24 protein-coding genes are annotated in these 22,606 nt (G+C 45.4%); 13 read left to right on the plus strand and 11 right to left on the minus strand.

Features of this window, described 5'->3' with window-relative positions:
* Positions 1-26 precede the first annotated feature (26 nt).
* A complete protein-coding gene (locus NSQ12_RS02230; RefSeq protein WP_128480737.1) occupies positions 27-707 on the minus strand; it encodes an ABC transporter ATP-binding protein in 681 nt (226 codons plus the stop codon).
* 15 nt (positions 708-722) lie between these two features.
* Entirely contained in the window at positions 723-2,183 is a 1,461-nt protein-coding gene (locus tag NSQ12_RS02235; RefSeq protein WP_015382763.1) for an ABC transporter permease, read from the minus strand.
* 212 nt (positions 2,184-2,395) lie between these two features.
* Here NSQ12_RS02235 and yclJ point away from each other — a divergent pair, with 212 nt between their 5' ends.
* The 4 genes from yclJ (at position 2,396) to phrC (ending at position 5,905) form a co-directional block, all read left to right on the plus strand.
* Positions 2,396-3,079: a two-component system response regulator YclJ gene (gene yclJ / locus NSQ12_RS02240; RefSeq protein ID WP_003246532.1), complete on the plus strand. Its 684-nt coding sequence runs from the start codon at positions 2,396-2,398 to the stop codon at positions 3,077-3,079.
* A complete protein-coding gene (gene yclK / locus NSQ12_RS02245; protein WP_339175803.1) occupies positions 3,066-4,487 on the plus strand; it encodes a two-component system sensor histidine kinase YclK in 1,422 nt (473 codons plus the stop codon). The genes yclJ and yclK overlap by 14 nt, the downstream gene beginning before the upstream one ends.
* A gap of 163 nt (positions 4,488-4,650) precedes the next feature.
* Positions 4,651-5,799 (plus strand): response regulator aspartate phosphatase RapC, encoded by a 1,149-nt coding sequence (rapC, locus tag NSQ12_RS02250; RefSeq protein ID WP_003246686.1) that lies wholly within the window; start codon positions 4,651-4,653, stop codon positions 5,797-5,799.
* Positions 5,783-5,905, plus strand: coding sequence for a phosphatase RapC inhibitor PhrC (gene phrC / locus NSQ12_RS02255; RefSeq protein ID WP_003224994.1), 123 nt, complete (start codon positions 5,783-5,785; stop codon positions 5,903-5,905). The genes rapC and phrC overlap by 17 nt, the downstream gene beginning before the upstream one ends.
* Positions 5,906-6,004: 99 nt before the next feature.
* Here phrC and NSQ12_RS02260 read toward each other — a convergent pair whose 3' ends face one another.
* The 3 genes from NSQ12_RS02260 to NSQ12_RS02270 form a co-directional block, all read right to left on the minus strand.
* Entirely contained in the window at positions 6,005-6,094 is a 90-nt protein-coding gene (locus NSQ12_RS02260; RefSeq protein ID WP_015482794.1) for a YjcZ family sporulation protein, read from the minus strand.
* Between the two features lie 81 nt (positions 6,095-6,175).
* Positions 6,176-6,289 (minus strand): YjcZ family sporulation protein, encoded by a 114-nt coding sequence (locus NSQ12_RS02265; protein ID WP_003234495.1) that lies wholly within the window; start codon positions 6,287-6,289, stop codon positions 6,176-6,178.
* 153 nt (positions 6,290-6,442) lie between these two features.
* Complete coding sequence (locus NSQ12_RS02270) at positions 6,443-7,807, minus strand: aspartate kinase (RefSeq protein ID WP_003234493.1); 1,365 nt, start codon at positions 7,805-7,807, stop codon at positions 6,443-6,445.
* 384 nt (positions 7,808-8,191) lie between these two features.
* Here NSQ12_RS02270 and yclN point away from each other — a divergent pair, with 384 nt between their 5' ends.
* The 4 genes from yclN to yclQ are packed head-to-tail and all read left to right on the plus strand — an operon-like array spanning position 8,192 to position 11,809.
* The gene (gene yclN, locus NSQ12_RS02275) at positions 8,192-9,142 is read left to right on the plus strand and encodes a petrobactin ABC transporter permease YclN (RefSeq protein ID WP_014475804.1); all 951 of its coding nucleotides are present in this window, start codon (positions 8,192-8,194) and stop codon (positions 9,140-9,142) included.
* On the plus strand, positions 9,135-10,082 hold the full coding sequence (yclO, locus tag NSQ12_RS02280; protein ID WP_003246705.1) for a petrobactin ABC transporter permease YclO: 948 nt from the start codon (positions 9,135-9,137) through the stop codon (positions 10,080-10,082). The genes yclN and yclO overlap by 8 nt, the downstream gene beginning before the upstream one ends.
* A complete protein-coding gene (gene yclP, locus NSQ12_RS02285; protein WP_003234487.1) occupies positions 10,076-10,834 on the plus strand; it encodes a petrobactin ABC transporter ATP-binding protein YclP in 759 nt (252 codons plus the stop codon). The genes yclO and yclP overlap by 7 nt, the downstream gene beginning before the upstream one ends.
* Positions 10,835-10,855: 21 nt before the next feature.
* Complete coding sequence (yclQ, locus tag NSQ12_RS02290) at positions 10,856-11,809, plus strand: petrobactin ABC transporter substrate-binding protein YclQ (protein WP_339175806.1); 954 nt, start codon at positions 10,856-10,858, stop codon at positions 11,807-11,809.
* Between the two features lie 46 nt (positions 11,810-11,855).
* Here the strand turns inward: yclQ and NSQ12_RS02295 are convergent, their stop codons facing one another.
* The 4 genes from NSQ12_RS02295 to NSQ12_RS02310 form a co-directional block, all read right to left on the minus strand.
* Positions 11,856-13,274 carry an MDR family MFS transporter gene (locus NSQ12_RS02295; RefSeq protein WP_014478836.1) on the minus strand — a complete coding sequence of 473 codons (1,419 nt, stop codon included), beginning with the start codon at positions 13,272-13,274 and terminating at the stop codon, positions 11,856-11,858.
* Between the two features lie 19 nt (positions 13,275-13,293).
* The gene (locus NSQ12_RS02300) at positions 13,294-14,172 is read right to left on the minus strand and encodes a helix-turn-helix domain-containing protein (protein ID WP_339175807.1); all 879 of its coding nucleotides are present in this window, start codon (positions 14,170-14,172) and stop codon (positions 13,294-13,296) included.
* Positions 14,173-14,335: 163 nt separating this feature from the next.
* On the minus strand, positions 14,336-15,085 hold the full coding sequence (nfsA, locus tag NSQ12_RS02305) for an oxygen-insensitive NADPH nitroreductase (protein WP_339175809.1): 750 nt from the start codon (positions 15,083-15,085) through the stop codon (positions 14,336-14,338).
* A 16-nt stretch (positions 15,086-15,101) separates the two neighbouring features.
* Positions 15,102-15,389: a putative quinol monooxygenase gene (locus NSQ12_RS02310; protein WP_003234477.1), complete on the minus strand. Its 288-nt coding sequence runs from the start codon at positions 15,387-15,389 to the stop codon at positions 15,102-15,104.
* 139 nt (positions 15,390-15,528) lie between these two features.
* Here NSQ12_RS02310 and NSQ12_RS02315 point away from each other — a divergent pair, with 139 nt between their 5' ends.
* A complete protein-coding gene (locus NSQ12_RS02315) occupies positions 15,529-15,843 on the plus strand; it encodes a metalloregulator ArsR/SmtB family transcription factor (RefSeq protein WP_003234476.1) in 315 nt (104 codons plus the stop codon).
* 1 nt (position 15,844) lies between these two features.
* Here NSQ12_RS02315 and gabR read toward each other — a convergent pair whose 3' ends face one another.
* Positions 15,845-17,281, minus strand: coding sequence for a transcriptional regulator GabR (gene gabR, locus NSQ12_RS02320; protein WP_339175811.1), 1,437 nt, complete (start codon positions 17,279-17,281; stop codon positions 15,845-15,847).
* Between the two features lie 105 nt (positions 17,282-17,386).
* Between gabR and gabT the strand changes: the two genes are divergently transcribed.
* From gabT to gdh, 4 genes are all read left to right on the plus strand, one after another.
* Entirely contained in the window at positions 17,387-18,697 is a 1,311-nt protein-coding gene (gabT, locus tag NSQ12_RS02325; protein ID WP_144500874.1) for a 4-aminobutyrate--2-oxoglutarate transaminase, read from the plus strand.
* Positions 18,698-18,765: 68 nt separating this feature from the next.
* The gene (gabD, locus tag NSQ12_RS02330) at positions 18,766-20,154 is read left to right on the plus strand and encodes a succinate-semialdehyde dehydrogenase (protein WP_021481750.1); all 1,389 of its coding nucleotides are present in this window, start codon (positions 18,766-18,768) and stop codon (positions 20,152-20,154) included.
* Positions 20,155-20,276: 122 nt separating this feature from the next.
* Positions 20,277-21,140, plus strand: coding sequence for a glucose uptake protein GlcU (glcU, locus tag NSQ12_RS02335; RefSeq protein ID WP_144500875.1), 864 nt, complete (start codon positions 20,277-20,279; stop codon positions 21,138-21,140).
* Positions 21,141-21,159: 19 nt separating this feature from the next.
* A complete protein-coding gene (gene gdh, locus NSQ12_RS02340; RefSeq protein WP_003246720.1) occupies positions 21,160-21,945 on the plus strand; it encodes a glucose 1-dehydrogenase in 786 nt (261 codons plus the stop codon).
* A 43-nt stretch (positions 21,946-21,988) separates the two neighbouring features.
* Here the strand turns inward: gdh and NSQ12_RS02345 are convergent, their stop codons facing one another.
* Positions 21,989-22,603, minus strand: a complete 615-nt coding sequence (locus NSQ12_RS02345) for a DUF1775 domain-containing protein (protein ID WP_144500876.1) — start codon at positions 22,601-22,603, stop codon at positions 21,989-21,991.
* Positions 22,604-22,606: the final 3 nt, after the last annotated feature.

The raw sequence follows: 22,606 nt of genomic DNA on the forward strand, positions 1-22,606 counted from the left end.
GTCTGCACTGGCAGAGGCGCGTTTTGTTATACGACTGCGACGTTTTCCTTCACAGTAAAGCTTCCTCTTGAAAGTCTGATATTGATGTCTGACACTTTTGCAATTTGTTCATCGTGCGTCACCATAATGACGCATTTATCTTCCTTGTGCGCCAGATCCTGAAAGAGCCGTACAATTTCTTTTGATGTGTCCTCATCAAGGTTTCCGGTCGGTTCATCGGCTACGATAAGATTCGTGTCACAGCAGAAAGCCCTTGTAATTGATACCCGCTGCTGCTGTCCGCCGCTCAGTGTGAGCACTTTTTGCCGGGCTTGTTTTTCGTTGATGCCAACCTTCTGCAGCATGTCAAGCGCATATGATTCTTTGTTTTTTTCTTTAGAACCTGTGATTTCCATAGCGGTTGTGACGTTCTGCAAAGCCGTCATATACGGGAGCAGGTTGTACGCCTGAAAGACGATTGATACATATTGATTTCTGAAATTGGTTAAGCCGATTTTAGAAACCGCTTTTCCGTCGTAAAGGATGTTTCCTTCTTTTGGTGCGTCAAGTCCGCCTGCCAGAGACAGGAAAGTGGTTTTCCCCGTCCCTGATGTTCCGACGATTGTGTAGAATTTTCCTTTTTGAAAGCTGATGTTAATATCCTGAAACAATGGCTGGCTTTTGTCTTTATACCAGTAGCCGACTTGTTGAAATTGTAATAAGCTCATAGGTTCCGCCTCTTTCTATTCCTGTTTTGTCAATATCGTTTTCGGATGAAGCCGCAGTACTGAAATTGACGGCAGCAATGTTGCAATGATTGCGATAAGGATGCCGATCCCGCCAAGAATAAGCATGTCGTTCATAGAAACCGCGACGTTCAGTGAATCGATAACGTCTACGTTTGATGAACTGTGGCCGAACATTCCGCCGCCCATGCCGCCACCGCCGCCGGGCATTTGTCCGCTTGCGGTTTGCGTTGAATCGGTTGATGAACTGATTTGCTGGGATAAAAGCTGATTTCCAAGCTGATTTGCGACGAGATTTCCCGTCACAGATGCAAGGCCGATAGCGATAACGGCCACAATCAGAATCTCAGTCAAGAACTGTCCAATCAATTTCCATCGTTTTTCACCGATGGCCATTAACACGCCCATTTCGTATTTGCGCTCCCTGATTGACATCATGACAATCAGGCCAAGAATGACGGCGCCTGCCACTGATACAAGATACACCACGTTTTTAGAGAAAGAAGCCACATTTTCAATCGGTCCGACCATTTGCTGGTAAAGCTGATCGTTTGTATTCAGTGTGTACGTATCGAAGTCAATTGATGTTTTCTTCGCTGCTTTTACGAAAGCATCCATATTTTTCGCGTCGTCCATATAGTAAACAGCTGAGTCAATCGTATTTTTATAGTCGTCGCCTTTCAGCGCCGCTGTTGCTGTGTAAGGCGTATAAAGCTTGTTATAAGGGTTTAAGAAAGAGAAATTTTGGGCTTGGTCATCTCCTGAAGATGTTGTTTTATAAATACCGACGATCTTCAGTTTTACTGTTGTATCCTCATCCGTTGCTGATTCAATTGTGATCGAATCGCCAACGCTCAAATCATTTTCTTCCGCTAAAGTTTCGTTGATCACTGTTACTTTTTTGCCGACATCTGATTTTGTAATCGCGCGTCCGTCTGTGATTTTTGAATCTCCGTCAGAGAAATCATCGACTAACGCTGTGCTGATGACACCTTCAATAGAAAGATCAGCTTGAACCATTTGCGGTCCACCTTGTCCTCCGCCTTGACTGTTTTTAGCGTTTGAGCTTGAACTGCTGGAGCTGGAATCACTTGAACTAGAGCTTTCAATCGCATCAAAGTTTCCCGCGTTGGCTGAAGCTGATGTGGTGTAATTGTAGCTCTTCACATGATCAAGCGCTGCAAGCTTATTCGCATCAGACACTTTGATCGGTGTGGATTCGAAGCTGCGCTTTTCACCGCTGTCCTGCTGTTTTTCCATTTGCTTTTGGCGGTCAACCTGAAGTGTCACGCTTCCGCCGAGTTCCTGTCTGGCCAGTTCGCTTGATTTTTGTGCTGCCGACTGGATGGTGAGGCCTGATAGAACAAAGACACATATGACTGTAAACACAAATAATTGCAATAATGTTTTTCCCTTTTTAGCCTTCATATTCCAAAAGGCCCGTTTGATAAAGTTCATTTATGTTCCTCCGTATAGGTACTTTGATTGATAAGGCCGCCTCTGGGGCGGGCTTGCTTGTTGATAAATTAATAGTAGTCCAAAGGTATGAAAAAAATATGAACAATCTATTTCTAGTTGATGAAATAAAAACTAACAATTGTGAAACGCAAAACCTTCTGTTTAAAATGGTGCTATTATATAAAAAAGCATCAAAACAATCGGAGGATATAATGAAAATATTAATGATAGAAGATAATGTTAGTGTATGTACGATGACGGAGATGTTCTTTTTTAAAGAAGGTTTTGAAGCGGAATTCGTTCATGACGGGTTAGAAGGGTACCAGCGTTTTACGGAAGAAAATTGGGATCTGATCATTTTGGATATCATGCTTCCATCTATGGACGGCGTGACCATCTGCAGAAAAATAAGAGAGACAAGCACGGTGCCGATTATCATGCTGACTGCCAAAGACACTGAATCAGATCAGGTCATTGGCTTTGAGATGGGGGCGGACGATTATGTCACAAAGCCGTTCAGCCCGCTGACATTGGTTGCCCGCATCAAAGCCGTCATCAGAAGATACAAGGCGACAGGCAAAGCAGTTATTGATGAAGATATGATCGAAACGGAATGCTTTACCATTAATAAGAAGACGAGAGAAGTATTATTAAACGGAGAGCCTGTAGAAAATCTCACGCCGAAGGAATTCGATCTGCTTTATTACCTTGTCCAAAATCCGCGGCAGGTGTTCTCCAGAGAACAGCTGCTTGAGCAGGTATGGGGCTATCAATTTTATGGAGATGAGCGGACGGTTGACGTTCATATCAAACGGCTGCGGAAAAAGCTTGCCAGCGAGGACAAGCCTTTCCTGTATACTGTGTGGGGAGTAGGGTATAAATTTGATGAAGATTAAATATTTATATCAGCTGCTGCTAAGCCATATCAGCATTTTGATTTTAGCGTTTGTCATTATCATTTCTCTGTTTTCCCACTTTGTGAAGGAATTTGCCTATCAGAACAAAGTAGAGGAATTGACGTCATATGCGGTGCAGATTGCAAATGAATTCCAAGCCGGCCAGGTGGACATGCGCAGGCTCTATCCTTATCAGGACATTTTAAGCACAAGAAAGACGCAGTTTATCATCTTTAATGAAGAGCAGCAGCCCTATTTTCTTCCTGAAGGCTTTCATCACCCACCAAGGGAACAGCTGAAGAAGTCAGAATGGAATAAGCTAAAAAAAGGGCAGACTGTCATGATCAGGGCAGATGGCCGTTTTGATGATGAAGTGTCACTTGTGGCGCAGCCTATATTTGTTCAGAACGAATTTAAAGGCGCCGTTCTGCTGATTTCTCCGATCAGCGGTGTTGAACAGATGGTCAATCAGGTCAACCTCTATATGTTTTACGCTGTGATCAGCACGCTTGTGATTACGATTCTCGTGAGCTGGCTTCTGTCCAAATTCCATGTCAAACGGATTCAAAAGCTGAGAGAAGCGACAGATAAAGTGGCTTCCGGCGATTATGACATCCATTTGGAAAACAGCTACGGGGACGAAATCGGCGTACTGGCGTCTGACTTTAATATCATGGCGAAAAAACTAAAGCAGTCAAGGGATGAAATCGATCGCCTTGAGAAGCGGAGAAGGCAGTTTATCGCTGACGTGTCACATGAATTAAAAACACCGCTGACGACGATCAACGGTTTGGTTGAAGGGCTGAACAGCCATACGATTCCTGAGGATAAGAAGGATAAATGCTTCTCGCTGATCAGTGAGGAAACGAAGCGCATGCTGCGGCTCGTAAAAGAAAATCTGGATTATGAAAAAATCAGATCCCAGCAAATTACCTTGAACAAGCTAAACGTTCCTCTGATCGAGGTGTTTGAAATCGTGAAAGAGCACTTGCAGCAGCAGGCGGAAGAAAAACAAAACAAGCTGATGATCCAGGTAGAGGATCACGTCATCGTACATGCCGATTATGACCGGTTCATTCAAATTCTCGTCAACATTACGAAAAACAGCATCCAATTTACGAAAAACGGTGACATTTGGCTGCGCGGAATGGAAGGTTATAAAGAGACGATTATTGAAATTGAAGACACGGGTATCGGCATTCCAAAAGAGGATATTGAGCATATTTGGGAACGGTTCTATAAAGCAGATATTTCAAGAACGAATACGGCATACGGTGAATACGGACTCGGTCTCTCGATCGTCAAGCAGCTTGTTGAAATGCACCAGGGCACAGTAGAAATCAAGAGTGAAGAAGGGAAAGGCACAAAGTTCATCATCCGCCTTCCTTTAACGGCAAAACAGCAATAGCATACAGGGCGGCGGCATCATCTGATGGAGCCGCCTTTTTTGCACACCGCTTCGGTTTATTGCGTGCTCCCGAAAACAAAGATTGCGTGTTTTTCGGGTTGGGACGGCCTATAAACATGATAAAATATGACATAAACAGTTTTTGATGGGAGAGGGTGAAGGAATGAAGAGTGGGGTAATTCCTTCTTCAGCGGTCGGTCAAAAAATTAACGAGTGGTACAGATATATCCGGACATTCAGCGTGCCGGATGCCGAAGTGTTAAAAGCTGAAATCCAGCAGGAACTGAAACACATGCAGCATGATTCCAACTTGCTGCTTTATTATTCACTAATGGAATTCCGGCACCAGCTTATGCTGGATTATCTTGAGCCGTTAGAGAAATTAAATATAGAAGACCAGCCAAGCCTGTCTGAATTATCAAGAAACATTGACAGCAATCAGGCAGATCTCAAAGGGCTGCTCGACTATTACGTGAATTTTTTTCGCGGGATGTATGAATTTGATAAGCGGGAATTTATTTCTGCCATTACATACTATAAACAGGCGGAGAAAAAGCTCTCCTTTGTCGCAGACCATATTGAACGAGCTGAATTTTATTTTAAAATCGCGGAAGCTTATTATTATATGAAGCAAACGTATTTTTCATTGATTAATATAAAAAACGCCTATGAAATTTACGTGGAGCAGGAAACCTATAATGTGAGAATCATTCAGTGCCATTTCGTGTTCGGGGTCAACCTGATGGATGAAAGAAATTTCGAACAAGCCGCACGCCATTTCAAATTGGCGCTCAATATGGCCCAAGCGGAACAAAAAGCCCAGCTGGTCGGAAGAGCATACTACAATCTCGGGTTATGCTATTACAATCAAGACCTTCTAGACCCTGCCATTGATTACTTTGAAAAAGCGGTCTCCACGTTTGAAAGCAGCAGGATCGTCAATTCTCTCCCGCAAGCCTATTTTTTAATCACCCTGATTTATTATAAACAGGGAAAACATGATAAAGCTTCGGAATATCACAAGCGGGGCTATGAATATGCTAAAGAAACAGACGATGCAGACTATGCCGTAAAATTCGAGTTTTTGCAATCCCTATATCTGGATCAGCCCAATGAAGAAGGAATCGAACGATGTTTCCAGTACTTAAAAAATAAAAATATGTACGCTGATATAGAGGATTTAGCCCTAGAAGTAGCAAAATATTACTATGAACAGAAGTGGTTTAAACTGTCTGCTTCCTACTTTCTACAAGTTGAAGAGGCAAGAAAACAAATACAAAGGAGTGAAGGTTTGTATGAAATTGAAATCTAAGTTGTTTGTTATTTGTTTGGCCGCAGCCGCGATTTTTACAGCGGCTGGCGTTTCTGCTAATGCGGAAGCACTCGACTTTCATGTGACAGAAAGAGGAATGACGTAAGAACAAGCCCCTTCTCATTAGCGAGAAGGGGTTTTTCTTTTCAAAAAAACACCGCAAGACATAGTCTTGCGGTGCCGCCTTCATGGAGATTACGTTTATTTAGTAGCCTCCTACAAATGCAGTTCCCACAATGATCAAGAGGATAAATAACACAACAATCAAAGCGAAAGAAGTTCCGTAACCTGACATTTTGTGCACCTCCTTGCGAGATTGCTTCAGCAAATGCTGCAAAACTGTGGCGGACAGGGTCCCGCAGAGACGGTCAGCAGCTTAGAAGCCGCCAACAAACGCAGTCCCTACGATAATTAATAGAATAAACAATACAACGATTAAAGCGAAAGAACTGATGCCGCCGTAACCGCCGCCGTTAGAGTATCCTGACATAAGGTTTCACCTCCCTATGAAGGATACTATAAGATATGCTGAACCGATCCATTTGGCAGGGATAATAGTGGACAAGAGAAAAAATGAAGAATTCGGCTATATGAAGGTGATATAAAAAAATAGCGGGCGCTGCCGCCCGCTATTTATGTACGATTAAGAGATCAGCACGCCCGCGAAAAATTCCTGGTATAACGCTTGAACGGCTTTTCTTTCTTCGGCTTCTTTTACGCCAAACATCATGCTCACTTCAGAAGACCCCTGATTGATCATTTCGATATTCACCTGTGCCTCTGATAATGCTTTGGCGGCTCTTGCCGTTGTACCGACATTGTGGCGCATCGCTTCCCCTACAACCATAATCAGGGCGAGATGATGCTCGACGATGACTTCATCGGCATGCAAATCCTCTTCGATCCGTTTGATGACGCTGCGTTCAGTGGCGGCATCCATTTGCCCCTGCCGTAAAATGATTGTCATGTCATCGATTCCCGATGGAACATGCTCATACGTCAAACCATGCTCCTCCAGGATTTGAAGGGCTCTGCGGCCAAAACCGATTTCTCTGTTCATGAGATATTTGCTGATATAAATGCTGCAAAAACCGGTGTCGCTGGCAATGCCGACGACAGGCCCGTTTGTGTTATCCCGCTTGCTGACGACGCGGGTGCCTTCGGCTGAGGGGTTGTTCGTATTTTTGATCTGAACAGGAATCCCCGCTCTGAATGCCGGAATGAGCGCTTCATCATGAAACACTGAAAAACCCGCGTAGGACAGCTCCCGCATCTCTCTATATGTCAGCTCGCTGATTTCCTTTGGATTCTCAACGAAGGACGGATTGACAGAATACACAGCGTCCACGTCTGTAAAGTTTTCGTACAAATCGGCTTGTAGTCCGTTGGCAAGAATCGAACCGGTAATATCAGAACCGCTCCGTGAGAATGTGATCACATCGCCATCCTTGCTGAATCCGAAAAAACCGGGAAAAATGATGAGTCCGTCACGTTCCCGAAGACGATAGAGGTTTTGATAGGATTCAGGAAGAACTTGCGCGTTGCCGGGTTCATTTGTCACAAAGAGGCCGGCATCCTTCGGGTTTACATATTCCGCTTTGACGCCTTTATAACGGAAGTAAGCGGCGATCAGTTTGGCATTGTTATCCTCTCCGCTGGCCTTGACTGCGTCAAGGTATTGTTCGGGATTGCTTTTGTCTCCTTCTAAAAGCGTAAACAGATCATCTCTGATTTTTTCGATAATGCTTTGCCCCAGCTGAAGCTCATTGGCGATGAGAGCGTACCGTTCCACAACAGCTTCCGCCAGTTCAGGTGCGCTGCCTGTTGCCAAATATTGTTCTGCACATGCGATTAAGAGATCAGTCACTTTCGTATCCTCGGCATAGCGTTTTCCCGGAGCTGAAACGACTACAGCTTTCCGTGCCGGATCTGAGGTAACGATGTGAAACACCTTGTCAAGCTGGGCGCCTGAAGCAAGTGAGCTGCCTCCGAATTTAACGACCTTCATGTTTACATCTCCTAATGTTTAAAATTTTCACACAAATTTAGTATTTATTATCTCTCTTTCAGTACTGTAAATCAAGGGGGAATTTCTTTCTCAGGAGAACATTTGTATTTTTCACGAGGAATAATGTTAGGTTTGCTGACCGTATGCCTGCGTTATAAAGATAAATATGGTAAACAGCCTAACGTTTTGGGATGGAAAATGGTTAGAATGATTAGTAAAATTGATAAATGACTAGGTTAATATTTTTAAAGAATATTGACTAACCCTATAAAAATGGTAATATGTAAATGATAATGATAATCAATTACTATATGGCCATATTGTTTTGAGTCCTTGCGGAGTAGGAGATACGTTCTTTTTGCTGTAAGGATGTAAGGAGGCAGCATGAAGCTACGTTACTTATTTATTCTACTTATCATATTAGCAGTCACATCTGTATTTATCGGTGTAGAAGATCTGTCGCCGCTTGATCTCTTCGATTTAAGCAAACAAGAGGCGTCAACGCTGTTTGCAAGCCGTTTGCCGCGATTGATCAGCATTGTCATTGCGGGATTAAGCATGAGCATCTGCGGTTTGATTATGCAGCAGATCAGCAGAAATAAATTCGTGTCACCGACGACGGCGGGCACGATGGATTGGGCGAGGCTCGGCATTTTAATTTCCTTGCTGCTGTTTACATCCGCCAGTCCTTTAATCAAAATGCTGGTCGCGTTTGTCTTTGCCCTTGCAGGAAATTTTCTGTTTATGAAAATCCTTGAAAGAATCAAGTTTAACGACACCATCTTTATTCCGCTTGTCGGTTTAATGCTCGGGAATATCGTCAGTTCAATCGCGACATTTATCGCATATAAATATGACTTGATCCAGAATGTGTCATCATGGCTGCAGGGAGACTTCTCTTTAGTTGTGAAAGGAAGATACGAGCTTCTTTATCTGAGTATTCCGCTCGTCATCATTGCCTATGTGTATGCGGATAAATTCACATTGGCCGGTATGGGTGAAAGCTTTTCTGTCAACCTCGGCCTCAAGTACAAACGGGTTGTGAACATCGGGCTCATTATCGTGTCCCTGATCACGTCCCTTGTCATTTTGACTGTCGGTATGCTGCCGTTTCTCGGTTTAATCATCCCGAATATTGTATCGATTTACAGAGGAGACAATCTGAAGAGCAGCCTGCCGCATACTGCGCTGTTGGGAGCGGTGTTTGTGCTGTTTTGCGATATACTGGGCAGAATCATTATCTTCCCTTATGAAATCTCGATTGGCCTGATGGTCGGAATCATCGGCAGCGGCATTTTCCTGTTTATGCTGTTAAGGAGAAAAGCCTATGCGTAACCAGATGAAAATAGCTTTGCTCGTTGGTTTAGCCATTGTATGTATTGGCTTGTTTTTGTTTTATGACTTAGGCAATTGGGATTACACCCTGCCGAGACGAATCAAAAAAGTCGCTGCCATTGTGCTGACTGGGGGAGCGATTGCGTTTTCGACCATGATCTTTCAAACGATTACGAACAACCGCATCCTGACGCCGAGCATTTTGGGCCTTGATTCTCTCTACATGCTGATTCAGACTGGCATTATCTTTTTGTTCGGTTCTGCGAATATGGTCATCATGAATAAAAACATCAACTTTATCATCTCTGTTCTGCTGATGATACTGTTTTCTCTTGTTTTGTATCAGATCATGTTCAAGGGTGAGGGGAGAAATATCTTTTTCCTTCTGCTTATCGGAATCGTGTTTGGCACGCTGTTCAGCAGCCTGTCTTCTTTTATGCAGATGCTGATTGATCCGAACGAGTTCCAAGTTGTGCAGGACAAGATGTTTGCCAGCTTTAACAATATCAATACGGATTTGTTATGGCTCGCGTTCATCATCTTCCTGCTGACAGGCGTTTATGTCTGGCGTTTTACAAAATTTTTCGATGTGCTGTCGCTCGGACGCGAGCACGCCGTGAATTTGGGCATTGACTACGACAAAGTGGTGAAGCAGATGCTGATCGTGGTTGCAATTTTGGTTTCTGTTTCAACAGCGCTAGTCGGGCCGATTATGTTTTTAGGCCTTCTGGTCGTCAACCTGGCGAGAGAATTCCTGAAAACATATAAGCATTCATACTTAATCGCAGGCTCCGTTTTCATCAGCATCATTGCGCTGGTCGGAGGGCAGTTTGTGGTTGAGAAAGTGTTTACCTTCTCAACGACGCTGAGCGTCATTATTAATTTTGCCGGCGGGATTTATTTTATCTACTTGCTGTTAAAGGAGAATAAATCATGGTAGAGGTCAGAAATGTAAGCAAACAATATGGCGGGAAAGTTGTTCTTGAAGAGACGTCAGTCACGATTCAAAAGGGCAAAATCACCTCGTTTATCGGTCCTAACGGCGCCGGCAAAAGTACGCTGCTGTCTATCATGAGCCGCCTGATCAAAAAGGATTCCGGCGAGATTTACATAGACGGACAAGAGATTGGAGCATGTGACAGCAAAGAGCTTGCCAAGAAAATGAGCATTTTGAAGCAGGCGAACCAAATCAATATCAGGCTCACGATCAAAGACCTCGTCAGTTTTGGCAGGTTTCCGTACTCACAGGGCCGGCTGACAGAGGAAGACTGGGTTCATATCAACCAGGCGCTTAGCTATATGAAGCTGGAAGACATTCAAGACAAATACTTGGATCAGCTGAGCGGCGGACAGTGCCAAAGGGCATTTATCGCCATGGTCATTGCCCAGGACACAGATTATATCTTTCTGGATGAACCGCTGAACAATCTGGATATGAAACACTCAGTTGAAATTATGAAACTGCTGAAACGGCTGGTAGAGGAGCTTGGAAAAACGATCGTGATCGTCATTCACGATATCAATTTTGCTTCAGTCTATTCTGACTATATCGTCGCTTTGAAAAACGGCCGAATCGTTAAAGAAGGACCGCCTGAAGAAATGATAGAAACATCAGTGCTTGAGGAAATCTACGATATGACCATCCCGATTCAGACGATTGATAATCAAAGAATAGGTGTTTATTTTTCTTAATATATAGAAGAGGTGAGGAGCATGAAAAAGTTCGCGTTACTATTCATCGCTTTGGTCACTGCCGTTGTCATTTCTGCATGCGGAAACCAAAGCACAAGCAGCAAAGGTTCTGATACAAAGAAAGAACAAATCACAGTGAAACACCAGCTCGACAAAAACGGCACAAAAGTACCGAAGAACCCTAAAAAAGTTGTCGTATTTGACTTTGGAAGCTTAGATACATTAGATAAACTAGGACTTGATGATATAGTAGCGGGCCTGCCGAAACAAGTCCTTCCTAAATATCTGTCCAAATTCAAGGATGACAAATACGCTGATGTCGGCAGCTTAAAAGAGCCAGACTTCGACAAAGTGGCAGAATTAGATCCTGATCTGATCATTATTTCAGCAAGACAATCTGAGTCTTACAAAGAATTCTCTAAAATTGCGCCGACGATTTACCTTGGTGTAGATACAGCGAAGTACATGGAATCATTTAAATCAGACGCTGAAACAATCGGTAAAATCTTTGATAAAGAAGATGAAGTGAAGGATGAACTCTCAAAAATCGATCATTCAATCGCAGATGTAAAGAAAACGGCTGAAAAGCTTAACAAAAACGGTCTCGTCATCATGGCGAACGACGGGAAGATCAGCGCATTCGGTCCTAAATCAAGATACGGCCTGATCCATGACGTGTTCGGCGTGACACCGGCTGATAAAAACATCAAAGCGTCTACTCACGGACAAAGCGTTTCTTACGAGTACATTTCAAAAACAAACCCTGATTACTTGTTTGTTATTGACCGCGGTACAGCAATCGGAGAAACATCATCTACAAAACAAGTCGTGGAAAACGATTATGTGAAAAACGTAAACGCAGTGAAAAATGGTCATGTCATCTACCTTGATTCTGCTACTTGGTATTTATCAGGAGGCGGACTTGAGTCTATGGCGCAAATGATTAAAGAAGTGAAAGACGGTTTAGAAAAGTAAAACCAAAAAGAGCCTCCGCTAAATAGCGGGGCTCTTTTTTTGTTAATCAGCGTGCCGGCTGCTGTTCGGCAGGGCGCTGAGGTTTCTTTAATGTGAATGAGAGAAGGAAGCCGACAAGTGCAATGACGGCAGCCACTATAAAAGCGGCGTTCATGCCGTGCAGGGCGGCGTGCTTCACATTTGTCGTGCCTGCATGTGCCGCCTGGTTGCTCATCACGGAAACCAATAGTGCGGTTCCGATCGAGCCGCCGACTTGGCGAATCGTGTTGTTCATCGCAGTTCCGTGCGGAATCAAGTGGCGCGGCAGCGCATTGATTCCGGCTGTTGTCACCGGCATCATGATCATGGCGGTGCCTAAGAGACGAACGGTGTATAAAACGACAATCCAAGCGAGTGACGTATGGTCAGTCAGCTGCATAAACGGCAGAGATGTCAGGAAGATGATGCAGAAACCGGCAATCGCCAGCCCTCTTCCGCCGACACGGTCAAAAATTCTGCCGATAATCGGCGACATAAAGCCCATCACAACGGCTCCCGGAAGGAGCATAAGCCCTGTATCAAAAGCTGTGACGTCTCTGACATTTTGTGTATAAAGCGGCAGGATGGTTTCCGTACCGATCAATAATGCAAAGACGAGGGTTCCCAGCAGTGTTGTTAAACTGAAAACGCCAAACGTGAAGACGCGGAATTCCAGCATCGGTTTTTCAAGCTTCATTTGTCTTGTGATAAACAAGAGCAGCGCGATGACACCCACCAGCAGTGAAATTAAGACGGTTGAACTGGACCAGCCATAAGAGCCGACGCTTGAGAAGCCGTACAGAAGGCCGCCGAACCCAAATGTTGAAAGGATGACTGATAAAATATCAATCTGTGTTTTTCTTAAAGTCGTCACGTTTTTCATCAGGATGCTGGCAAGAATCAAATCAATCACAGCAAACGGAAGAATAATATAAAACAATGATCTCCAAGAGAAAGCTTCGACAGCCCATCCGGAAAGAGTCGGTCCGATCGCAGGCGCGAATGAGATGACCAATCCGACCATACCCATAGCCTGGCCGCGCTTTTCAATCGGAAAGATTGTCAGGAATACAGTCTGCATGAGCGGCATCATAATGCCGGCTCCAGCCGCTTGAATGATACGCGCTGTCAGCAGAACCGGGAAGTTCGGCGCGAACGCTCCGACGACTGTTCCGGCAGTGAAAATGCTCATTGCTGTGATGAGCAGCGCCCGGCTTGTGAATTTCTCAATTAAAAACGCGGTAATCGGAATTAAAATCCCGTTGGTTAACATAAATGATGTGGTCAGCCATTGTGCTTGGTTGGCATCGACATTGAAATCCCTCATGATATGGGGAAGTGCGGTAATCAACAATGTCTGGTTCAAAATCGCCACAAACGCTCCGGCTAACAAAATGCCGACAATGACAGAACGGTTAAAAGGTTTTTGTTCAATACTTGTGTTCAATACATATCCCTTCTTTTCTCTAAGTAATTAACAGTGTTTTTAACATGGAAACGGACTGTGTTAAAACACCGGTTTGTTCCAGATAGCCAATCAGTGATTTGAGTAAAAAAGCGCGGGGTTCTTCCTTCTTCGCTTCTTCCTCCAGCATGGCGGCTGCGGATGTCAGTTCATCTACGTCATAGTCCGCGGCGGACAGGGAAGAGATGCCTTTATGTAATTCCTTCAGGCTTTCCGATAATAGGACTGATTTATCCTTTGGCTTGTAGGAGGATGCTGAATGAATATAAAGCTCGATGGCTTCGGGCGGAAGAAGAGACTGGCGGGTTTCCCTGTTTTTGATAATCTGATTGAGGGTGCTGATGATAAACTCTGCGATCGGGTCAAGCTCAAGCGGTTTTTCCTCGATTTTGATCAGCATTAAAAACTCACGCATCATGCCGTGAAGAATGATAACCAAATCCCACACAAACGGGAGAATGGTTTCTCCATACGCCTGGATCAGCGAATCGCGGTGCCAGCAGATAATCGTCGATCTGGTCTGATGGATATGCTGTTTGACCCGGTCATTATGCAGCTTGGGGTTTCCGTAGGTCAGCATATTGAAAAACTGCTGATTCCGCCTGAAGCCCTCCAGTTCCATTTTGACCTTTTGCGTCAAACGCTCCTCCGGTGTAAGTGCGGTATTTTCCTGAAGTCTTGAGGCTGCGGCCACCATTTGCTTCTGGTTAAATGACAGCAGCTCCAAAAGCAGATCTTCTTTAGATTGGAACAGCTTATATATCGAAGCTTTTGACATCTTACATTCTTCTGCGATCGCCTGCATGGAAACCGACGTAAAATCCTTTTCCGAAAAAAGCTTTCGCGCGGCTAACAAGATATCTGTTTTTTTATCAAGCATCTCATGGCTTCCTTCTTTCTTGAACATTAGAAAACCCATTGGTTCACAGAAAACCAATGAGTAACTATGAAAAAATTTTACCAAATAAACAAAATAGAAGTCAATGGATTTTAACCGGGTAAATGAAAGGCCTGCCGGAAAATCCGACAGGCCGAATAAGAGCTTATTTTTCAACTTTAAATCCTTGTTTTTCAAGCATTTCACGGATGTGCGGATAGTACAGGCGCTCATAGTAGGAAGCGATGCTCTGTGACCAGTTTCTTGTTTCTTTTCCGTTTGTCCGTTTATTCATGTATTCAGACATCTGTTCGTCGTAAGTCTGAATGTGAGACGTCAGCTCATCCTGATTCAAATAAGTTTCCTGATGATTGACAGCTTCCTGCGGCAAGCGCGGTTTTTTCGCTGAACGGTCGGCAGGATGCCCAATGACAAGGCCGGATAAAGGGAACACGTATTTTGGAAGCTCAAGCAGTTCGATCAGCTCTTGAGGGTTTCCGCGAACTGCACCGATCGGAACTGTGCCAAGTCCGAGTGACTCAGCCGCTGCTGTTGCTGTGCCGAGGGCAATACCAGCGTCTACTGCGCCGACAAGAACAGATTCCAATCCATTTGTGATTTCCATTTTGAAATCATGCAGATCTTCAAGCGCAATTTTGGCCCGGTTGAAATCTGCGCAGAACAGCAGGAAAACAGGAGCTTGATCGATCCATGGCTGGCCGCCTGCCAGCTCGGAGATTTTCTTTTTGCGCTCTTTATCCTGGACTGTGATCACAGTCACTTGCTGTCCGTTGATAGAAGAAGGGGCTGATTGCACCGCTTCAATGATTTGGTCCAATTGCTCCTGAGCTACAGGCTCATCTGTGTAGCTGCGAATCGAGCGGTGGTCTTTTAAAGATTTAATCACTTCATTCATATGGGACACCCTTTCTTTACTCGCTAAGCTCTGTGCGGACAACATCAAGAGGGGCGCTCAGCAGTTCTTTTCCTTTTGCGACAAACCCTTGGAAATGCGCAGTTTCGTTATGGAATTTCATTGCCGCTTCATCTTTCCATTTTTCAAGCATGACAAATGTATTTTCTTCGCCTACTTTTTCGAATAGGTCGTATTGCGCGTTGCCTTCCTCAGCTCTTGAATGCTGAACAAGTGATTGAGCCTCGCTCAAAAATTCCTCGCGTTTTTCTGGTTTTACTTTGATGTAAGCTTGTAATACGATCATTTAAATCTCCTCCGTTGTTATGCGAATTTATTGTTCGAATTTCATCGAACTAAATGTAACATGTATTCTAAATGAGGTAAAGGAAAAACCCTTATATAGTAAAATTGTCATTCTAATTGTTGTGTGATACATTTGTGTCATGAACATTCCAAACCATCCAGAAACAGAAACATTGCAGCTGACAAAGGTTCTTCATGCACTTAGTGATCCGCTTCGTTTAGAGCTCGTCAAGCAATTAGCTGAAGCAAAAGAAAAAACGTGCAGCACCTGTGCAGATGTGCAGGTTGCCAAATCGACTTTGTCGCATCATTTTAAAGTTTTGAGAGAATCGGGCATCGCTCAAGTTCGGATAGAAGGAAAGCGCCGGTATTATTCGCTTCGCGCTGAAGACCTTGAAAAGGCATTTCCGGGCCTGCTTGAAGCCGTGCTGAATGTAGACCAGGACCGCTGGTGAATCAATCCCCTGTAACGGGGATTTTTTTATGTCCGTAAACCGCTTTGAAAAGCCGCTGCACACCCGCCTGAATATCTTCTTCCTTCAGCCGTGCAAAGCCGATAATGAGAGCAGGCCTGCCCGTTTGCCGCTTGTTTTCCTTCAAGTTAAATCGGCTCATTCCGAATATTTCAAGCTGCAGCCCGGCAGCATGTGACAGGATGTCTTGTTCGGTGCGCCTGGTATCAAATTCGGTAACAAAATGCAGCCCCGCATTTGCCCCTTTTACGGTAACCTCTCCGCTGAACTCTGCTTCTAAAGCGGTGATCAGGCGTTCTCTCTTTTCTTTATAATGCTGCTTCATTTTTTTTATATGCTTCTGATATTCACCAGACTCGATAAATTCCTGCAGGGTGAGCTGTGTGAGTGATGAGCAAGTCTGCAGATCATAGCCCCGCTGTTTGTATGCCCTCAACAGCTCAGGCGGCAACACCATATAGCTGATCCGCAAGCCGGGGAGAAGGGACTTTGAAAAGGTTCCCATATAGATGACATTTTGAAAACGGTCGAGGCTTTGCAGCGCCGGAATACTGTCTACATCATATGTGAATTCACTATCATAATCGTCCTCAATGATATATCGGCGCGGCTCCTCGGCTGCCCAGTTCAGCAGCTGAATTCTTCTGGATACAGGCATAATCGTTCCGGACGGAAACTGATGCGACGGGGTGGTCACCAGCACATCTGGCTGCTGTCTGGTGATTTCAGCAATCGACATGCCTTTTTCATCCAGCATGATCGTCTTTACTTGTTTTCCGGCATTCTTCAAAAGCTGATACATGCGCCTGTAGCCAGGCTCCTCCATCGCATACACGGCTTCCTTGGGTAAAAGCTCAGTCAACAGCTGCATGAGCACCTGTGTGCCTGCCCCTATGATCATTTGTTCCGGCCTGCATTTTACACCCCTCGTCAGGGAAATGAGCCTCGTAATGGCCGCTCTCACTTCATATATCCCTTGCGGATGTGACATATCGCCGAGCGTGCGGTATGAGCGGGAGGCCGCTTTTTGCTCGCAGCGGAACCAGCTTTTGATCGGAAAATGGTCTGTATCGGAACTCATGTGTGAAAACGATATCCAATCGCTCTGGTCGATGTGAATCTCTTTTAGGTCATCCGGCAGTGCAAATGGAGGGTGCTCCTCGGAAAACATGTCTAGTTCCTCCACGAAGAAACCCTTTCGTTCAATGGCGTACAAATACCCCTCAGCCAGCAGCTGCTGATAGGCTGAATTCACTGAATTTACGCTGACCTTGAGATTTTCAGCCAGCTCCCGCTTGGAGGGAACCTTCGAGCGCGGCAGCAGATTGCGGCTGAGGATTTCTTTTTTCAGCTTTTGATAAATTTGCTGATAGATATAATCGGCTTGTTCTGAACGATCGAGTGTAATCGTGATATCCATTTGTATTTTCTCCTTCTGATACCATCAAAAAGTTATAATTGGTACTTTTCATCATACCAAAGAGAAGTCAGAATGATAAGAAAATACCGACAGGGGGATATTCACATGAGTCAAACAACAGCAAGCATCACAACTGCACAATGGCAGCAAAAACGGGATCAATTTGTGTCAAAAGGTGTGAGCAACGGCAACCGCAGTCTGGCGGTCAAAGGAGAAGGGGCCGAGCTGTACGATCTGGACGGCCGGAGATTTATTGATTTTGCAGGCGCCATCGGCACGTTAAATGTCGGACACTCGCATCCGAAGGTGGTTGAGGCTGTGAAGCGGCAGGCGGAGGAGCTGATTCATCCTGGCTTTAATGTCATGATGTACCCGACTTATATCGAGTTAGCCGAAAAACTGTGTGGCATTGCACCGGGCAGCCATGAGAAAAAAGCGATTTTTCTTAACTCAGGGGCAGAAGCGGTCGAAAACGCTGTGAAAATCGCCAGAAAGTATACAAAGCGCCAAGGCGTTGTCTCGTTTACACGCGGGTTTCACGGGCGCACAAATATGACGATGAGCATGACAAGCAAGGTAAAACCTTATAAATTCGGTTTCGGGCCTTTTGCGCCAGAGGTTTATCAAGCGCCGTTCCCTTATTATTATCAGAAGCCGGCCGGCATGAGTGATGAAAGCTATGACGATATGGTCATTCAAGCATTCAATGATTTCTTTATCGCTTCAGTGGCGCCTGAAACGGTGGCGTGTGTCGTGATGGAGCCAGTGCAGGGAGAAGGCGGGTTTATTATCCCTTCGAAACGGTTCGTACAGCACGTCGCTTCATTCTGCAAAGAACACGGCATTGTTTTTGTTGCTGATGAAATCCAAACCGGCTTTGCCAGAACTGGCACTTATTGCGCAATTGAGCACTTTGATGTAGCGCCCGATCTGATCACGGTTTCTAAATCGCTTGCGGCAGGCCTGCCATTAAGCGGTGTGATCGGGCGTGCGGAAATGCTTGATGCGGCAGCGCCAGGGGAGCTGGGCGGCACGTATGCCGGCAGCCCGCTCGGCTGCGCGGCGGCTTTGGCAGTCTTGGATATTATCGAAGAAGAAGGACTGAATGAGCGATCTGAAGAAATTGGCAAAATCATTGAAGACAAGGCGTATGAGTGGAAACAAGAATTCCCGTTCATCGGTGACATCCGCAGACTCGGAGCGATGGCCGCAATCGAAATCGTCAAGGATCCAGACACGCGTGAGCCTGATAAAGCAAAAGCAGCAGCGATCGCGGCCTATGCGAATCAAAACGGATTACTTTTGCTGACAGCGGGAATTAACGGTAATATCATCCGCTTTTTGACACCGCTCGTCATCTCAGACAGCCTTTTAAATGAAGGGCTCAGCATCTTGGAGGCTGGCCTGCGAGCTTAATCATTGGAAAGAAAACGGCTGGGTCTGCTATCATTTTAAGTAATCATGAAAAGAAAGGAATGTTCAATATGCCAGATCAATTAACGGTCTACAACCCGGCTACGGGCGAGGAGATCAAAACGATTCCTCAGCAATCAGCCAAAGAAGTAGAAGAAGCCATTGAACGTTCACATCAAGCGTTTAAAACGTGGTCTAAAACATCAGCGAACGAAAGAGCGTCTCTTTTGAAAAAATGGTATGAGCTGATTGTTGAACATAAAGAAGAGCTTGCAGATTTAATTACAAAGGAAAACGGAAAACCATACCAGGAAGCAGTCGGCGAGGTACTTTACGGCGCAGGCTATATCGAATGGTTCGCAGAGGAAGCGAAGCGTGTGTACGGAAGAACGGTCCCGGCCCCGACAACGGGTAAACGAATTGTTGTCACACGCCAGCCGGTCGGCCCCGTTGCTGCTATCACGCCCTGGAATTTCCCGAATGCGATGATTACGCGCAAAGCGGCGCCTGCTCTTGCCGCCGGCTGTACATTTATCATCAAGCCGGCGCCGGACACACCGCTGTCTGCTTATGAACTAGCGCGCCTCGCATATGAAGCGGGCATTCCGAAGGATGTTCTTCAGGTTGTGATCGGCGATGGAGAAGAAATCGGAAATGTGTTCACAAGCAGTCCGAAAATCCGCAAAATCACGTTCACAGGCTCAACACCTGTAGGGAAAATCCTTATGAAAAACAGCGCGGACACCGTGAAGCACGTCTCAATGGAACTCGGCGGACACGCCCCGCTGATCGTAGATGAAGATGCAGACATTGACCTTGCTGTTGAACAGGCGATGGCGTCCAAATACCGAAACGCCGGCCAAACCTGCGTATGTGCCAACCGCCTGATCGTTCATGAATCCATCAAGGATGAATTTGCTGCGAAACTGAGCGAGCAAGTGTCTAAGCTGAAAGTCGGAAATGGACTTGAGGAAGGCGTCAATGTCGGCCCGATTATCAACAAACGAGGCTTCGAAAAAATCGTCAGCCAAATAGATGATGCGGTTGAAAAAGGCGCGAAAGTTATTGCTGGGGGCACATATGACCGAAACGATGACAAAGGGTGCTACTTTGTGAATCCGACAGTGCTCACCGATGTCGATACGTCCATGAACATCATGCATGAGGAAACATTCGGCCCGGTCGCCCCGATCGTCACGTTTTCTGATATTGATGAAGCGATTCAGCTTGCCAACGATACACCGTATGGCTTGGCTGCTTACTTCTTCACAGAAAACTACCGCCGCGGCATCTATATTTCCGAGAATCTAGAGTATGGCATTATCGGCTGGAATGACGGCGGACCGTCAGCGGTTCAAGCGCCATTCGGCGGAATGAAAGAAAGCGGCATCGGCCGTGAAGGCGGTTCAGAAGGTATCGAGCCGTACCTTGAAACAAAATATTTGTCCATCGGTTTATAAAAGAATGCACGCTCCTGAGAGCTGCCGGATTTTCCGGCAGCTCTTTTTGTGTTCCGGCGAATAATCACAACAATTCCAGCCAAAATAACAGCAAATACATTTTGAAAGAAGGTTCCCCAACAATGGATTTATTATTGGCTCTTCTCCCGGCTTTGTTTTGGGGGAGCATTGTTCTCTTCAATGTGAAATTAGGCGGCGGGCCGTACAGCCAGACACTGGGAACGACGATCGGGGCACTCATTGTTTCTATCGTTATTTACTTTTTTGTTCAGCCCGTTCTGTCCCTTCGCATTTTTATTGTTGGAGTCGTATCCGGCTTATTTTGGTCACTTGGACAGGCCAACCAGCTGAAAAGCATTCAATTGATGGGCGTGTCGAAAACAATGCCGATTTCCACAGGAATGCAGCTCGTTTCCACCTCGCTGTTCGGTGTGATCGTGTTCCGCGAATGGTCAACACCGATTGCGATTACGCTTGGCGTTCTCGCTTTGATCTTTATCATTGTGGGAATCATTCTCACGTCCTTGGAAGATAAGAATGATAAAAAAGAGGGCGAGCCAAGCAATTTGAAAAAGGGCATTTTGATTCTCCTTGTTTCGACTCTTGGTTATTTGGTTTATGTAGTCGTGGCTAGATTATTCAATGTGTCCGGCTGGTCCGCGCTGCTGCCACAGGCAATTGGCATGGTGGTCGGGGGGTTAGTTTTAACCTATAGACACAAACCCTTTAACAAGTATGCGATCAGAAATATTCTCCCAGGGTTAATCTGGGCAGGCGGAAATATGTTTTTGTTTATTTCTCAGCCGCGAGTCGGCGTTGCAACGAGCTTTTCCCTTTCACAAATGGGAATTGTCATTTCTACGCTCGGCGGTATTTTCATCCTGCGTGAAAAGAAAACGAAACGCCAGCTTATAGCAATTGCGATCGGGATTATCCTGATTATTGCCGCCGCCGTATTCTTAGGAATCGCCAAAACAAATTCATAACAAATGGAGGAGGATGTATATGTATCCGGATTTAAAAGGAAAAGTCGTCGCTATTACAGGAGCTGCTTCAGGGCTCGGAAAGGCGATGGCCATTCGCTTCGGCAAGGAGCAGGCAAAAGTGGTTATCAACTATTATAGTAATAAACAAGATCCAAACGAGGTAAAAGAAGAGGTCATCAAGGCGGGCGGTGAAGCTGTTGTCGTCCAAGGAGATGTCACGAAAGAGGAAGATGTAAAAAATATCGTGCAAACGGCAATCAAGGAGTTCGGCACACTCGATATTATGATTAATAATGCCGGTCTTGAAAATCCTGTACCATCTCACGAAATGCCGCTCAAGGATTGGGATAAAGTCATCGGCACGAACTTAACGGGTGCCTTTTTAGGAAGCCGTGAAGCGATAAAATATTTCGTAGAAAACGATATCAAGGGAAATGTCATTAACATGTCCAGTGTGCACGAAGTGATTCCTTGGCCGTTATTTGTCCACTATGCGGCAAGTAAAGGCGGGATAAAGCTGATGACAGAAACATTAGCGTTGGAATACGCGCCGAAGGGCATTCGCGTCAATAATATTGGGCCAGGTGCGATCAACACGCCAATCAATGCTGAAAAATTCGCTGACCCTAAACAGAAAGCTGATGTAGAAAGCATGATTCCAATGGGATATATCGGCGAACCGGAGGAGATCGCCGCAGTAGCAGCCTGGCTTGCTTCGAAGGAAGCCAGCTACGTCACAGGCATCACGTTATTCGCGGACGGCGGTATGACACAATATCCTTCATTCCAGGCAGGACGCGGTTAAACAAAAAAAGCGACCCAGACATCACATCTGGATCGCTTTTTTATTACGCACGCTTTTTCTTAACAAGTGCTGCTACAGATAAAATAATGGCAGCCGCAGACAGCACAATCGCTGTAATGTCTAGAGCTGAAGAACCTGAGTTTTCGGAATCGTCTTCTGTTTTCGTGGCGCCGTGCTCATCTGTCACTTGTTTTGCAGACGTGATGTTTGTAATGGAATGAGGTGTATCGGCATCCTCGTCACCTGTCCACTCAACAATGCTGCCGTCTTTGTAATATTGGTATGCGTCCCAAGCAGCTTCCTCCGCTTTGTCAGGGTTTTTGGCAACAAAGGTAAACTGCTGGAACTGGCCTTCCTGAATGCCTCCGTCAGTCGCTTCCCACGTCACGGACACTGATTTGTCATCATGTTTTTGAGTGGAAACCTTCCAGCCCGGAATTGGCTCATATTGCTGGAATTCAACATCCTTCGGCATTTTGAGGACAACCTTCGTTGTCGGCAGATTTTTCTCAGAAGGGACCTTCATTGTATACGTTTCCCAAGAGCCTGCAGCAGACTCAGCCGGTTTTACAGAAACGTGCGCGCTGGCAGGGGCCGTAAAGAATAAGAGGGAGCCGACAATAGCCGGAGATAGTGTCAATGCGATTTTTTTCAACAACGT

This window comes from Bacillus sp. PS95, assembly GCF_037963565.1.
GTDB lineage: Bacteria > Bacillota > Bacilli > Bacillales > Bacillaceae > Bacillus > Bacillus subtilis.

Bases quoted from the DNA above. Each gene is read 5' to 3' on its own strand.
- NSQ12_RS02230 (WP_128480737.1), bottom strand. From the start codon at position 707: ATGAGCTTATTACAATTTCAACAAGTCGGCTACTGGTATAAAGACAAA.
- NSQ12_RS02235 (WP_015382763.1), bottom strand. From the start codon at position 2,183: ATGAACTTTATCAAACGGGCCTTTTGGAATATGAAGGCTAAAAAGGGA.
- yclJ (WP_003246532.1), top strand. From the start codon at position 2,396: ATGAAAATATTAATGATAGAAGATAATGTTAGTGTATGTACGATGACG.
- rapC (WP_003246686.1), top strand. From the start codon at position 4,651: ATGAAGAGTGGGGTAATTCCTTCTTCAGCGGTCGGTCAAAAAATTAAC.
- phrC (WP_003224994.1), top strand. From the start codon at position 5,783: ATGAAATTGAAATCTAAGTTGTTTGTTATTTGTTTGGCCGCAGCCGCG.
- NSQ12_RS02260 (WP_015482794.1), bottom strand. From the start codon at position 6,094: ATGTCAGGTTACGGAACTTCTTTCGCTTTGATTGTTGTGTTATTTATC.
- NSQ12_RS02265 (WP_003234495.1), bottom strand. From the start codon at position 6,289: ATGTCAGGATACTCTAACGGCGGCGGTTACGGCGGCATCAGTTCTTTC.
- NSQ12_RS02270 (WP_003234493.1), bottom strand. From the start codon at position 7,807: ATGAAGGTCGTTAAATTCGGAGGCAGCTCACTTGCTTCAGGCGCCCAG.
- yclN (WP_014475804.1), top strand. From the start codon at position 8,192: ATGAAGCTACGTTACTTATTTATTCTACTTATCATATTAGCAGTCACA.
- yclO (WP_003246705.1), top strand. From the start codon at position 9,135: ATGCGTAACCAGATGAAAATAGCTTTGCTCGTTGGTTTAGCCATTGTA.
- yclP (WP_003234487.1), top strand. From the start codon at position 10,076: ATGGTAGAGGTCAGAAATGTAAGCAAACAATATGGCGGGAAAGTTGTT.
- yclQ (WP_339175806.1), top strand. From the start codon at position 10,856: ATGAAAAAGTTCGCGTTACTATTCATCGCTTTGGTCACTGCCGTTGTC.
- NSQ12_RS02300 (WP_339175807.1), bottom strand. From the start codon at position 14,172: ATGCTTGATAAAAAAACAGATATCTTGTTAGCCGCGCGAAAGCTTTTT.
- nfsA (WP_339175809.1), bottom strand. From the start codon at position 15,085: ATGAATGAAGTGATTAAATCTTTAAAAGACCACCGCTCGATTCGCAGC.
- NSQ12_RS02310 (WP_003234477.1), bottom strand. From the start codon at position 15,389: ATGATCGTATTACAAGCTTACATCAAAGTAAAACCAGAAAAACGCGAG.
- NSQ12_RS02315 (WP_003234476.1), top strand. From the start codon at position 15,529: ATGAACATTCCAAACCATCCAGAAACAGAAACATTGCAGCTGACAAAG.
- gabR (WP_339175811.1), bottom strand. From the start codon at position 17,281: ATGGATATCACGATTACACTCGATCGTTCAGAACAAGCCGATTATATC.
- gabT (WP_144500874.1), top strand. From the start codon at position 17,387: ATGAGTCAAACAACAGCAAGCATCACAACTGCACAATGGCAGCAAAAA.
- gabD (WP_021481750.1), top strand. From the start codon at position 18,766: ATGCCAGATCAATTAACGGTCTACAACCCGGCTACGGGCGAGGAGATC.
- glcU (WP_144500875.1), top strand. From the start codon at position 20,277: ATGGATTTATTATTGGCTCTTCTCCCGGCTTTGTTTTGGGGGAGCATT.
- gdh (WP_003246720.1), top strand. From the start codon at position 21,160: ATGTATCCGGATTTAAAAGGAAAAGTCGTCGCTATTACAGGAGCTGCT.